The following is a 13,929-nucleotide window of genomic DNA, read 5'->3' on the forward strand; positions in this document are numbered from 1 at the left end:
TGCCATCAGTACACAGCGCCTATCGACTCAGTTCCGCCCCGTTCAGCACTACGTTGCCGGCCATCATCAGCCAGGCGCCCGTCACACACTCACCCCTACTGGAGCGGCCAACCGCAGCGGCGAAACCCCGACGTGCCCGTCCTCCACTGCCAGGCCCGGGATCGAGGTTCCTTGCTCAGCTCACCCCAGGCACGCCAGTAGTGCATGACTCGCCCGCCCAGGTGGTGGCTGACCAATTCGCAACACGGCCAACGGTGCGTTCGGTGGTGGCCTCCCTGCTGAATGAAGCCGTGAGGCATCGATACCCCACGCTGGAGTTCGACAGTGACAAGACCTCCGTGGCAGTGGCGACACAGTCCGATCCGCTGCAGTACCGGCTCAGGCCACTGGTGGACCTGGTGCTTGAACATCTGGCATCCGGCGCCGAACTGGACTTTAGCGACCGCTACGGCGAGCCGTGCAAGTGGGTCGACTCCACCAGCGGCAGCACGCTGAAAATCGTCGACGGCACAGGCAGTCGTGCAACGCCCCTGGATACGCAGACCGTCGAGCTGGCCATCGGCAGCCTGAAATCCTGCCTGAAGGATGCCTACGCCCAAGCACTGAGCCAGTATTGGGGCCAGGACGCCTTCGTGCAGGCCACGGGAGCAGGCGCTTCCGTCAGCCGCTGGCGGTGGCTCAGCGACACCCTCTGCGACACCCTGCGTATCGCCGGCCTCAAGCAGCCCGGCCTGGATGAGCGGCAGCGCGCAACCCTGGATCAGGTCACGCGCTACCCGGATACCCGTGAACGAACCCAGGTCCACGGCGCGAACGCCGCCAAGGTATTCACCCTCGACTCTATCCTGAAACACGGCCAGACCCGCGCTGACGTGCTGAGCCCGGACCTGTTGATCACCCACGAGGTCGACGGCCATACCGTCGTTCTGCAAGTGACGAGCGCGGGCGTCGTCACGCCCTATGAGTCCCTGGAGCAGTTTGCCGTGGCCTGGGAGCGTCAGCTCGGCGCGCAGTTCAGCTTCGACCGCCTGAACTGGAAGCGCGTGGAACCGGACGGCAACATCTTCGATATCCAGGCCGCCATTCTCCTGGACCGTCAATTGCAGAACCTCAATGCAATCAAGCTCCCCGCCCAGGGCAATGGGACCGATCTTGAACAACTGTTTTCCCAAGCCACCGATACCGCCGCGTGGTTCAGCACGAGTTCGCAGTTGCCGCCCAACCGGCTGGAGCAGTTCAAGCGCAACCTGCCCGATTGGCTGGCAAAGGCCGGCGAAGCCGAGCGCTTTGCCTACCAACGCCATATCCTGGACCTGGCCAGCAGCGTGCGACGCCATCAGGGCCGAAACTTCCTTACCGACATCCCGGACCTGCGCACCTACGCCGAACAACAACTCGATGCAGAACTGGCACCCAAGGGCTACACCGCCAAGGACCTGGAAATCACCTTCAAAGTCCCCGTGGGCAACATGGGCAGCGGCTATATCGAACCGGTCAGGATGAGCCTGGTGGACATGGCGCTGGAGAATCTCGCGGGGCTGCCCAAGGGAGCCATGGATATTCGCTTGCGCGGACAGCCGGTGAACGATCCCCAGATGGCGCAGACACTCAAGGACCTGATCAGCAAAGTCGACATCGGCCAGCACTATCCGGCCCTGCTCAACCAGCAGTTGCTCAGTGACACTGCCCAGGCCCGGGAACGTGCCGCGCTGTTCTGCGAGCAAGTGCCGATCCAACTGGCCATGCAGGCGCTGGAACTCAAGTTGAAGGGGCAAGCGGGGATCAGCGCGAAAGGCTACCAGTTTGTCGAAGCCATTGCTCAGCCCGGCGCCGGTGCGCGCCGGGTCGACGGCCAGGAAATCACCGTGCGTCCCCTGGCGTTCCTGCGCAAGCCGGGGGCCACGCCGGATGTGGTCGCCAACATGTTCCTGATCGAGCCCGTGGACCCCGCGAAAGGCCCGCACATCCTGTACGGCCCGCAACTGTCCCCGAGCCTGCAAGAGTTTCCCAGCCGCGATGCGCTGCTGGCCGCGATCCAGGAACCCGGCACGCTGCAACAGCGCATCCTGGCCTGGCTGCCGGACGAAAAAACCCGTGCGATCTACGGTAACGGCGGGTTCAAGACACCCAACATCGCCCGTTACGGCGTGTTCAACGAATTCGACGCCCCCAGCCAGCCCGCTCCCACCACCTTGGCGGTCGGTGGTTACCCGGCGGCACAGCAGTTGCACCACGATGTACAGAACGGCGACCTGATGCAATATTTGTTCAACGCCAACGCTCGCAGCCTGGTGACGCTGGCCGATAACCAATCCACCTCCGACGCCCAGAGTCGCTGGGCGTCCTGCAAGGAGCTGGGATGGCTGCTGTTCAACACACTGCTGCCCGTTTTACGCGGCCCAGGCGCGATGGTTGGCTGGCTGATGCAGTTGGCCAGCCTCGAGCACGACATCAAAGAAGGCAGTGAACCGAATACCCGTGATCCGGCCGCCAACATGGTCGATCTGCTGGTCAATGTCGGCACATTGCTGAGCCACACCGCCGTCACAACCAAGCCGGTCCGCCCCGTGGGTGACGTGCCTTTTGCACAACGCACGGAAGTCGAAATTGCGCTACGTCGCACCGATGCCGTCAGTCCTCCCTCGCAAATATTGGTCGAAGAGGGTGACCCCGCGTCCGCCCCCGGATTCATCGACAGCCAACGGGCGTTTGACTTCGCCTATTCCAGCCCGCGAGACCTGAGCCCTGCCCAATGGGCACACGTGCAGACATTCAGCGTACCCGCCCCTGCCGAACCGGGCACGGCGATCACTGAAGGGAGCTTGAAAGGCCTGTACCGTATTGATGACAAACTGCATGCGCACATTGGCAACCTGTGGTTCCGCGTGGCACGGGACCTGGACGGGGTGTTCGTGATTGATCAGCAGGACAAGGCGCGCACAGGGCCGCCCCTGAAGCGCGATGACGCCGGCCGCTGGGATTTCGACCTCAGCCCCAAGCTCAGGGGGGGCATGCCCAAAGGCGGCATCGCACGTAAGATGGATGAAAACCTCAGGGCAGAGGCGCTGAAAGAGGCCGAGTTCGATCAGCAAACTGACAAAGTGAAGATGGCCTCGGATAGCTATCTCAAAACACTCAATGAGCTCAACAAAGACCTGGTTGGCGACAAAGACCTGGTTGGCTACGAAGGTGCCAGAAAGAAACTCATAACGCTATGGAAACTCACCCGAACGGACCCTTCGAGCGGACGTTTTGACGCTCAATATGCAGAACAACTGCGTACCACGGAAGCACTGAAAAGCAAGATCGACCAACATCTCACCCAGCTCGAACCCTACCTTGCTGAATTCCTGCAGCATGGCAGAAATGCCATCGAAGTCCTCCGGCCCAAAAAATTTGCTGACATCGATGATCTCCTGGAAAACAAGATGCGACGTTCGTTGCTTTATATGAGCATGTCAAAAGCGCTGAATAACTCGATTATCGTCTACAAACGACTGCTCCGAGAGAGCCAGGCGCACACCGCTCATGGCGAGCCCATGAACGAGCTGGTTCAAGAGCTTCGATCGGGTTCCGCAGCTGCGTACCCAAGAGTCATAGAAGGGACGAAAGCGATTTACCAGAACCGTGAAAAACTGTGGCAGGCCAAGCAAGCCTTCGCGACGTTGGAAGAAGAGTGGCGCAATGACTCCTCCTTCGCCGCCACAGAAGTCGATCATTACCTTGACCGCATAACAACGCGGCCTCCGATCATCGTAGCGCTCGAAGAAAAGTTAACACTTTTGAAGACGCTCAAGATACTCAGCGTCAACCGGTTTGCCAGAATCGCAGAGGGGTCAGACGCTCAGTTTTATGCAAATCGCTTTCACACAACGTCGCTGGACGCAGTGAGTCGGGCGTTTAGGGATCTGCACGAATATAGCGGCTACACGCTCGATGAACGCAAAGCGTTATTGCAAACCATCATCGACACCTACAAACAGAGCCTGCACGACAGCACTGCCCTATCTGAAACAAGCCCTGAGCTGTGCCGTCCCGAGTACCAAAATGTATTCCACCAACGCCTGAACGAATTCATCGCCGCTGCCGAACGTGATCTGGCCGATGTCGTCCGGGAAGAACTGCAACTGACGCCCCCCCGACCCGCGAGCAAGAAACGCCCGCCCAAAACAAAGAAACAGCAGGTGTTCAAAACCCGTGACAAAAAGACACTAACAGGCACCTTGCGTGAACCCAAGACTGCGCCGTTCAACATCATTGACGTGAAAGATCCCCAGACGGGGGAGACCCTCGCCAGCTACAGCGAACATGTCACCGAAGGCAAATGGGTTCAGATAGTTGAGGGACAACCGTCCGCCCCCCAGCTTCCTCGTCCGCCGAAATCACTGGCGACCTACAAAGAGGAAGCCGCCACAGTGATGGTGGAAGCCGCGCAGAAAGAGGCGTCGATCAAGCATCAGAAAAAGAAACTCGAGAAACCCGAAACCCGGGACACCGTTGATCCATTGGATTGGCACGATATGCTGCAACAGCGCGCCGACAAGTTGCGAGAACTGGCCCAGCAAGCCGAGCACCACCAGGGAACGCGTCCGGAAACCGCTGAGCTCGTGGCCCGTTGGAGAAACGAGGCGGATGAGCTACAGCGCAAAGCACGGCAATATGCGGCGGATGGTTATTTCGCAGTGAAACCCAAGCCGGAGAATGTCGACTTCCTCTGGCGCAACGGCTTCGTCGATATCAACCTGGTGCGGCGCGATATACCCACCGCAAGCGGCGACGTCTTCACCGAGTACGTGGTCAGGAAAAAAGGCACTGTGGAGCCGTTGTGGTTTGCGCACTTTCACTACCCACAACCCGGCGCACCGCGTGACACGTACACGGCGGCGCACCTGAAGATACCCGCCCAGCGCTACCTGACCCAGAAAGACCTGGTCAACGAGCCGGGTTCTGCCGGGGCGGTGGATCTTGTCCGTGCGCAGATTGGCAAGCCACTGGATGAGAAACTGTTCCTGAAACTGTAACCCGCAAAAAAGCCGCACCCTGTGCGGCTTTTTCGGAGGCGGCGACTCAGTGCGCAAACAGCGAGTTGCCCTTCTGCCCCGCCAGTTTCTCCGGTTTGATCAGGAAACGCGCCAGGGCCGGCAACAGCCACAGCGCACCGAACATGTTCCACAGCAACATGAAGGTCAGCATCAGACCCATGTCGGCCTGGAACTTGATGGCCGAGAAAATCCAGGTGCACACGCCGATCGCCAGACACAGGCCGGTGAATAGCACGGCTTTACCGGTGGACTTGAGGGTCTGGTAATAGGCTTCTTGCAACGGCAAACCGGCACGCAGGAAGCTCTCCAGGCGGCTGTAGATGTAGATGCCGTAGTCCACGCCAATCCCCACGCCGAGGGCCACCACCGGCAAGGTCGCGACCTTGACGCCGATGCCCATGAATGCCATCAGCGCGTTGCCCAGCACCGAGGTCAGCACCAGCGGCAGCACGATGCACAGCGTCGCGGCCCAGGAGCGGAAGGTGATCATGCACATGGTCGCCACGCACAGGTACACCAGGATCAGGATGGTCAGTTCCGACTCCTTGATCACTTCGTTGGTGGCCGCTTCGATCCCGGCGTTACCGGCGGCGAGGATGAATTCCAGGCCGTCCTTGTTGTTTTCCCTGGCAAAGTCCTGCACGGCATGCACCGCACGGTCGAGGGTCTCGGCCTTGTGGTCGTTGAGGAACACCAGCACCGGCGCCAGGGAACAGTTGTTGTTGTACAGGCCATCGGCACGGGCGATGGAGTTGTTCAGCACATCCGGGTTGCGCGACAGGGTTTCCCATTTCAGGTTGCCCTCGTTCATGCCCTTGATCATCTGCTTGGACACGGTCACCAGCGAAATCGCCGACTGCACGCCCTCGGTGTTCTGCATCTTCCACATCAGTTGGTCGATGGGCGCCATGGCTTCATAGCGCGAGCAACCTTCGGCCTTGGTCTTGACCATCACCACCAGCACGTCGGAACTGGTGGAGTAATTGCTGATGATGAAGTTGTTGTCCTTGTTGTAGCGCGAGTCCGGGCGCAGCTCCGGCGCACCCTGGTCAAGGTCGCCGATCTTCAGGTTCTGGCTGTACCAGAGGCCGCCGCCAAAGGCGACAAGCGCCAGGGCGATGGAGATCGGCGCGACTTTCGGGTTGGCAAAATTCGACAGCAGGCGCCAGAACGAATGTTCGCGATTCGCGTCTTTCTTGCTCTTGGCGATGGCGCGCTTGCTGATACCGACATAGGAGATCGCTACCGGCAACAGGATCAGGTTGGTAAACACGATCACCGCTACGCCGATGGACGCGCCGATCGCCAGTTCACGGATTACACCGATGTCGATGATCAACAGCGTGATGAAGCCCACGGCGTCGGCCAGGATTGCGATCATCCCCGGCAGGAACAGTTGCCGAAAGGTGCGCCGGGCGGCGGTCAGCGCGTTGTCCGCCTCGCTGGACTGCAGCGCGATGCCGTTGATCTTCTGCACGCCGTGAGAGATCCCGATGGCGAAGATCAGGAACGGCACCAGCATCGAATAGGGATCAAGGCCGAAACCGAAGAAGTGCATCAACCCCAGCTGCCAGATCACCGCCACCAGCGTGGTGCTCAACACGGCGACTGTGCTGCGCAGGCAGTTGGTGAACCACAGCAGCAGGATCAGGGTGATAACGAACGCGATGCCGAAGAACATCACCACCATGACCAGGCCGTCGATCAGGTCACCGACCTTCTTGGCGAAGCCGACGATGTGGATCTTGACGTTGGGGTTCTGGGCTTCGAACTTGTCGCGGATCTTGTCTTCCAGTTCGTGGGAGAACTTGCGGTAGTCCAGGGCCAGCAACTTGCCCTGGTCCTGCGGGTCCGGGTAGGACTCCAACAGCGGGATGTCGACAATGCTCGACTTGAAATCGTTGGCCACCAGTCGCCCGACCTGGCCAGACTTGAGCACGTTGTTGCGCAGTTGATCGAGACTTTCCGGCGAGCCGTTGTAGCTCTGCGGGATCACTTCACCGCCGGCAAACCCCTCTTCGGTCACTTCGGTCCAGCGTACGCTGGGGCTCCACAGCGACTTGAGCCCCGAACGATCGACGCCGGAGATGTAGAACACCTCGTCGTTGATCTGCCGCAGAGTCTCCATGTACTCCCTGGTAAAAATATCACCGTCCCTGGCCTCCACCGAGATGCGCACCGTATTGCCCAGGTTGGCCAGGTCGTTGCGGTGTTCCATCATCTTTTCGATGAAGGGGTGCTTGAGGGGGATCATCTTTTCAAAGCTGGTGGACGGGCGTATCAACGTTGCCTGCCAGAACAGGAAAATACTCACCAGCAGGCAGATCACGATCACTGCCGGGCGGTTGTTGAAGATCAGGCGCTCAAGAAAGGTCGCTTTATCGTTGTGATGACTGCTCATGGTTCCCCGCCTTCTTCTTATTTTGGCTCTTTATTTCAGGAGCAGTTCGGCGCCAGTCGGCGTGGCAACCCGCACCCCACCCTGCCCGGCCAGAATCAAGTTGCCGTTGCCGGCCGCCGTGACGGACGACAGCGAAATCCGGTCCGGACGGTTGAACACGCTGAAGGTCAGCCCATCGTCATGGCTGACCACCACACTGCCGCCGTTGCCCACCACGACGATGGCACCGTCATCCAGCAACGCCGCGCCCGACAAACCAAACTCCAGCGCTCCCCGCGCCGCGTTCAATTCGACCTGTTCCCAGGTACTGCCGAAATCCGTGGAGCGGTACAGGTTGCCGCGCAAGCCGTAGGCCAACAGCGTTTGCGCTTGGGCGGTGCCGATCACGCCAAACAACGAACCCTCGTAGGGGCCTTCGAGTTTTTCCCAGGTCTGGCCGTCGTCACTGGAGCGGAACATGCTGCCCTGCTCGCCGACGATGAACAGGCCGGCATCCTTGATGTGGGCAATGGCGTTGAGGTGATACTGGTCTTCGTTGTCGAGGCGGTCGCTGACGTCATTCCAGGTCTTGCCACCGTCGGTGGTTTCAATCAGCGCACCGTAGGCGCCCACGGCCAGGCCGTGGTTCGCGTCGTTGAACCACACATCGAGTAGAGGCGCTTCGCGCTTGAGGTCCTGATACTGCTGGCTCCAGGTCGCGCCGCCGTCGGTGCTGGCGAGGATCTGTGCATCGTGGCCGACCGCCCAGCCTTGCTTGTCATCGACAAAAAACACCGCCGTGAGCAATTGCCGGGTGGGGACTTTGGCTTGGGTCCAGGTGCTGCCCTGGTCGTCCGAATAGAGGATGTGCCCGCGATCACCGACTGCCACCAGGCGCTTGCCTGCGTGGACCACGTCGATCATCAGGCCCTTGGCGGCCTTGGGGGATTCAATCGCAAAAGTGGTATCGCCGGCGGCCTGGACGGAGGTCGACAACGCGGCTGACGCTACCCCCAGTCCAAACAGCGAGAGCGCTGCGGCCAGCATCGCAACCCTGCGTGCGGCGCGTGGGCGGCAGACAACCCAACCCATGACAGGCTCACTCATAGACCCTTCTCCCATTTATTATTGTTATCGCTCGCCTTCCGGGGCCTTGGAACCTGCAATCTAGAGCGCCTGGAGGAAGCAGGGGCCATCCTATCGGGCTTTCGAATCGTCTGACAATCGGCGCTACGTTATCTTTTGTTAACTGAAGGCATTTGGCCCCATGGTGAATGTAGCTGCATTCGCCGGGGTGATTGCCAGCGCACAAATGAATTTTTATTCCATCTATTGAATTTAAGGAATTTTTATTCCATTAATAGCCTTCCTGAAAACAATAATCCAAAGGACCACGGCGATGCGTGAACTCGGAATCGGCTTGATCGGCACAGGCTTCATGGGCCGCGCCCATGCATTGGCATTCAATAACGCCCGTGCGGTATTCGAACTGCCGGTACACCTCAAGCTGGCCGCCCTGGCCGATGCCGACAGCGAACGCGCCCGGCGCTGTGCCACCGCCTGGGGGTTTACCCAGGCCCATGGCGATTGGCAGGCGCTGATCAATGATCCGAGCGTCGATGTGGTGGCTATCACCACGCCCAACCATTTGCACTATCCCATGGCCATGGCCGCGATAGCCGCGGGCAAGGCGGTGTACTGCGAAAAACCCCTGGCCGTGAGCCTGGAACAGGCCGACGCCATGCGCCGCGCCGCCAGTGCCGCCGGGGTGGTGACGCGGGTCGGCTACAACTACCAGCACAACCCGATGATCACACTGGCGCGGCAGATGATAGCCAGCGGCGAGCTCGGCGAAATCATCAGCTTCCAGGGCGAGTTCAGCGAGGACTTCATGGCCGACCCGGCCTCCCCGTGGTCATGGCGGTGCGAAGTCGAACATGCCGGTGGCGCCCTGGCGGACCTGGGCAGTCATTTGTTGTCGATGGCCCGTTATCTGGTGGGGGATGTGCTGAGCGTGTGCGCCGACACCCAGACCGTCCATGGCCAGCGCCCTGCCGTCAAAGGCAGCGCCGAGCTGAGATCCATCGCCGTGGATGACCAGGTGCATGCCCTGCTGCGTTTCGCCAATGGCGCACGTGGCACCGTCAGCAGCAGTTGGCTCAAGCACGGCTACAAGAACCACCTGAGTTTCGAGATCAGCGGGACGCAAGGCACCCTGGCGTTCGATCAGGAACGCTTGAATGAATTGCAGGTGTGCCGCGTGGGTCAGGAGGGGTTCCAGCGTTTGCTCGCCGGCCCTGCCCTGCCGGGTTATGCGGCGTTCAGCCCGGCGGCGGGGCATCAACTGGGGTACAACGAACTGAAGACGCTGGAGGTGCAGGAGTTGATTCTGGCGCTGGCAGGCCAAGGTGCGGATGGCACGGACTTTGAAGCGGCGTGGGAGGTTGAGCGACTGGCAACGGCGATTCGCGTAGCGGCCAAAGAAGAGCGCTGGGTAACCGTGAACGCCGTCTGAAACACAGCACAGGTCGAATGTGGGAGGGTGCTTGCCCCCTCCCACATTCGGATCATAGACAATTCGAGGTCAGCGCAAGGCCCGGCGCAGTACTTTGCCGACGGTGGTCTTGGGCAGTTCAGTGCTACGGAACTCCACGAACTTGGGCACCTTGTACCCTGTCAGGTACTCCCGGCAATGCGCCAGAATCTGCTCCTGCGTGAGGTTCGGGTCCTTGCGCACCACGATGATTTTCACCCTCTCCCCCGTCACGCCATCTTCCACCCCAATCGCCGCCACTTCGCCCACGCCTGGATGCAGCGCCACCACATCCTCGATTTCATTGGGGTACACGTTGAAGCCCGAGACCAGGATCATGTCCTTCTTGCGGTCCACCAGGCGGATATAGCCGCGCTCGTCCATTACGCCGATATCGCCGGTCGACAGCCAGCCGTCGGCGTCCAGCACCTCGGCGGTCGCCTCAGGGCGTTTCCAGTAGCCCTGCATCACCTGCGGCCCGCGCACTTGCAGTTCGCCCTGCTCGCCGATGTCGGCCAGTTCGCCGTCTTCGCGCATGAAGCGCACCCAGGTCGACGGCAAGGGCACGCCGATGCTGCCGGTGAACTCCATCTCACGCATGCGCGCAATGTTGATCGGGCTGATGCTCACCACCGGCGAACACTCGGTCAGGCCGTAGCCTTCGATGATCGGCAGCCCGGTGACTTCTTTCCAGCGCTTGGCCACCGCCGTGTGGGTGGCCATGCCGCCGGCGATCACCATGCGCAGGTCGGAAAAGTCCCGCGCACAGAACTCCTTGTTCTCCAGCAAGCCGTTGAACAATGTGTTGACCCCGGCAATGCCGTTGAAACGCTCCTTGCGCAGGATCATCTGCACCCGTTTCACGTCCCGTGGGTTGGCGATCAGGATGTTGCGCCCGCCCAGGCACATGAACATCAGGCAATTCACCGTCAGGGAAAAGATGTGGTACAGCGGCAGCAAGGTGACGTTGGTTTCCTGCTTGTCCTGGTCCAGTTGGTCCCCCACCCACGCCTTGGCCTGCAGCAGGTTGGCGATGATATTGCGGTGGCTGAGCATCACGCCCTTGGCGTCGCCGGTGGTGCCGCCGGTGTATTGCAGAAACGCCAGGTCGTCCAGATGCATCCCCACCGGAAAATGGTTGAGTGCCCGCCCCTGTTTCAGCACTTGGTTGAAGCGCACCGAACCGCGCAGGTTGAACGCCGGCACCTGTTTTTGCACACGGCGCAGGATGAAATTCATCGCTGCGCCCTTGAAGGTGCCGAGCAGGTCACCGATGGCCGCGATCACCACGCGCTTGACGCTGCTGCCGGTGATGACTTTTTCCAGGGTGTGGGCGAAGTTCTCGAAGATCACCACGGTTTCTGCGCCGCTGTCCTTGAGCAGATGCTTGAGCTCATGGGCGGTGTACAACGGGTTGACATTGACTACTACCGCACCGGCCAGGATCGTGCCCAACAGGCAGATCGGGTACTGCAAGCAGTTGGGCATCATCAGCGCCACGCGGTCGCCCTGTTTGACCCCCTGCCCCTGCAGCCAGGCCGCAAAAGCGTAGCCTTGCACCTGCCAGTCGGCATAGGTCATTTCGGTGCCGATGCTGACGTACGCGACCCGCTCGCGAAACTTATCCAGGTGCTCCAGGAACACCTCGCGCAACGACGGATAGTCCTCGATACCGGCATCGATATCCGCCGGGACGCCAGGCAGGTAAGCGTTCAACCAGACCCGTTCGGTGTGTTCCAGGCTTACAGCGTTCATGGCAGTCTCCTTGTTGTTGTTTTTGATAGAGCTACTTTTCGACGATGGCGGTAATGCCCAGCCCGCCCGCCGCGCAGATGGAAATCAGGCCGCGCCCCCCCCCGTTCTCGTGAATGAGCTTGGCCAGCGCCGCCAGTTGGCGGCCACCGGTGGCCGCAAACGGGTGGCCGCAACCGAGTGAGCCACCGTTGACGTTCATTTTTGCGCGGTCAATGGCCCCCAGCGGTGCCTCCAGGCCTAGGCGCTCGCGGCAATAATCGGCGTCTTCCCAGGCCTTGAGCGTGCACAGCACCTGGGCGGCAAAGGCTTCGTGGATCTCGAAGAAATCAAAGTCGTTGAAGCTCAAACCTTCACGCTGGAGCATGCGCGGCACTGCGTAGGCCGGGGCCATCAACAGGCCTTCGGTGCCGTCGACGAAGTTCACCGCGGCGGTTTCGCCGGTACGCAGGTAGGCCAGCACCGGCCAGCCGTGTTCGGCGGCCCACGCCTCGCTGGCCAACAACACCACCGAAGCGCCATCGGTCAGCGGCGTGGAATTGCCCGCCGTGAGCGTGCCGTCCTGGCGGTCGTAGGCCGGGGCCAGGCCGGCGAGTTTCTCCAGGCTGGCGTCGGCGCGCAGGTTGTTGTCCTTTGCCAGCCCGCGATGGGGGCTGATCAGATCGTCGAAGAAGCCGCGCTTGTAGGCCGCTTCCAGGCGCTGATGGCTGGTGAGGGTCAACTCATCCTGGGCCAGTCGCTTGATCTGCCAGCGCTTGGCCATTGCTTCGCAGTGCTCGCCCATGGACAAGCCAGTGCGTGGCTCGCCATTGCGCGGCAGCAATGGTTTGAAGAACATCGACGGCCGAACCTTGAGCAACGTCTTGAACTTGGCGCCCATGCCCTTGGCGCGGTTGGCAGCGAGCAAGGTGTGGCGCAGGGATTCGTTGATGCCGATCGGTGCGTCGGAGGTGGTATCGGAACCGCCAGCAACGCCTACCTCGATCTGGCCCAGGGCGATCTTGTTCGCCACCAGCAAGGCCGCTTCCAGGCCGGTGCCGCAGGCTTGCTGCACGTCGTAGGCCGGCGTGTCCGGGGACAAGGTGGTAGAGAGCAACGACTCACGTGCCAGGTTGAAATCCCGCGAGTGCTTGATCACCGCCCCGGCCGCAAACTCACCGAGGCGCTGGCCGTGCAGGTTGTAACGGTCGACCAGGCCTTGCAAGGCGGCCACCATCAGGTCCTGGTTGCTGTCGTGGGCGTACACCGTGTTGGAGCGGGCAAACGGGATGCGGTTGCCGCCGATAATCGCCACGCGGCGAGCCGGCGGCGGGTTGAAGCTGTAGTCACTCATCGAACGCTCTCATTCCAAATGAATAGGCCACGCATATGGGGCTTGTCGCCAGCGAAGTTGCGCACTTCGAATTCACGGCGCGGGCCGGTCACGGGGCGATTCCACAGCGCTACCTGGCCGGGCAGGAAGACCGGCAGCTTGAAGTCGCAATGAGCCTCGGCCTGGTCCAGCCCGCCGGGCGGTTGCTGGGCGGCGAGCGCCCGGCCCAGGGTCCACATGCCATGGGCGATGGCGCGGCGGAAACCGAAGAGTTTCGCGCCGATCAGCGAGGTGTGAATCGGGTTGAAATCCCCCGACACCCTGGCAAAACGCCGGCCCAGGTCGGCGGGCAACACCCAGCGTTGGGTGCGCAACAGACCCTCCTCCTGCAACGGCAACACGTCGTCCCACGGCTGGCCGACCGGGTCCTTGACGTCCCGGCGCAGGTACAGGCTGTCGCTCTCCCAGACCAGGGTGTCGGCGCCGTAGGCACGGGTGGCGATGCTCAGCGCCTGGCCTTTGGGATGGGCGACCCAGCGCTCGGCGTACACCTCCAGGCGCAACGCCTGGCCCGGGTGCAGGCGCTGGTGCTGGCGAATGCGATTGGCCAGGTGCACCATGCCGCTGGCCGGGTACGGGAAGCTTGGGCGCGTGAGCAGCATCAGGTGCAGCGGGAACGCCAGCACATGGGGATAGGACAACGGCACACCCTGCTCGCGGCGAAAACCGCAGGCGCGGCCATAGGCCTCAATGCCGGCGCCGGACAACTCTGCGGCCGCGCGCACCAGGCGCTCCCTGGGCAGCACCGGCGCGCCGTCAAGTTTGGGTTTGCGCAAGGCGCGCACGCCATCCAGCAGCAAGCGGGTGCGCGATGGCGGCGGGTCGATAATCTGCGTCACGTAGTCCATGG

7 protein-coding genes are annotated in these 13,929 nt (G+C 61.4%); 2 read left to right on the plus strand and 5 right to left on the minus strand.

Annotated features, from left to right (window positions below):
- Positions 1 to 53 precede the first annotated feature (53 nt).
- Entirely contained in the window at positions 54 to 5,021 is a 4,968-nt protein-coding gene (locus BM110_RS11095; RefSeq protein WP_256575388.1) for a dermonecrotic toxin domain-containing protein, read from the plus strand.
- Between the two features lie 46 nt (positions 5,022 to 5,067).
- On the opposite strand, the gene BM110_RS11100 is transcribed toward BM110_RS11095, so the two are convergent.
- Both BM110_RS11100 and BM110_RS11105 read right to left on the minus strand, forming a co-directional pair.
- Positions 5,068 to 7,443, minus strand: a complete 2,376-nt coding sequence (locus BM110_RS11100; protein ID WP_092244229.1) for an efflux RND transporter permease subunit — start codon at positions 7,441 to 7,443, stop codon at positions 5,068 to 5,070.
- 30 nt (positions 7,444 to 7,473) lie between these two features.
- The gene (locus BM110_RS11105; RefSeq protein WP_092244232.1) at positions 7,474 to 8,514 is read right to left on the minus strand and encodes a WD40/YVTN/BNR-like repeat-containing protein; all 1,041 of its coding nucleotides are present in this window, start codon (positions 8,512 to 8,514) and stop codon (positions 7,474 to 7,476) included.
- 307 nt (positions 8,515 to 8,821) lie between these two features.
- Here BM110_RS11105 and BM110_RS11110 point away from each other — a divergent pair, with 307 nt between their 5' ends.
- The gene (locus BM110_RS11110; RefSeq protein ID WP_092244235.1) at positions 8,822 to 9,937 is read left to right on the plus strand and encodes a Gfo/Idh/MocA family protein; all 1,116 of its coding nucleotides are present in this window, start codon (positions 8,822 to 8,824) and stop codon (positions 9,935 to 9,937) included.
- Positions 9,938 to 10,006: 69 nt separating this feature from the next.
- Here BM110_RS11110 and BM110_RS11115 read toward each other — a convergent pair whose 3' ends face one another.
- Genes BM110_RS11115 through BM110_RS11125 form a run of 3 tightly spaced genes read right to left on the minus strand, consistent with a single transcriptional unit; the run spans position 10,007 to position 13,927 of the window.
- A complete protein-coding gene (locus BM110_RS11115; RefSeq protein ID WP_071487964.1) occupies positions 10,007 to 11,710 on the minus strand; it encodes an AMP-binding protein in 1,704 nt (567 codons plus the stop codon).
- 31 nt (positions 11,711 to 11,741) lie between these two features.
- Positions 11,742 to 13,040 carry an acetyl-CoA C-acetyltransferase gene (locus BM110_RS11120; RefSeq protein ID WP_092244238.1) on the minus strand — a complete coding sequence of 433 codons (1,299 nt, stop codon included), beginning with the start codon at positions 13,038 to 13,040 and terminating at the stop codon, positions 11,742 to 11,744.
- Complete coding sequence (locus tag BM110_RS11125; RefSeq protein ID WP_093121220.1) at positions 13,037 to 13,927, minus strand: MaoC/PaaZ C-terminal domain-containing protein; 891 nt, start codon at positions 13,925 to 13,927, stop codon at positions 13,037 to 13,039. Before BM110_RS11125 ends, BM110_RS11120 begins: the two co-directional genes overlap by 4 nt.
- Positions 13,928 to 13,929 lie beyond the last annotated feature (2 nt).

The organism is Pseudomonas sp. NFPP28 (assembly GCF_900115535.1).
In the GTDB taxonomy this organism is placed as follows: domain Bacteria; phylum Pseudomonadota; class Gammaproteobacteria; order Pseudomonadales; family Pseudomonadaceae; genus Aquipseudomonas; species Aquipseudomonas extremorientalis.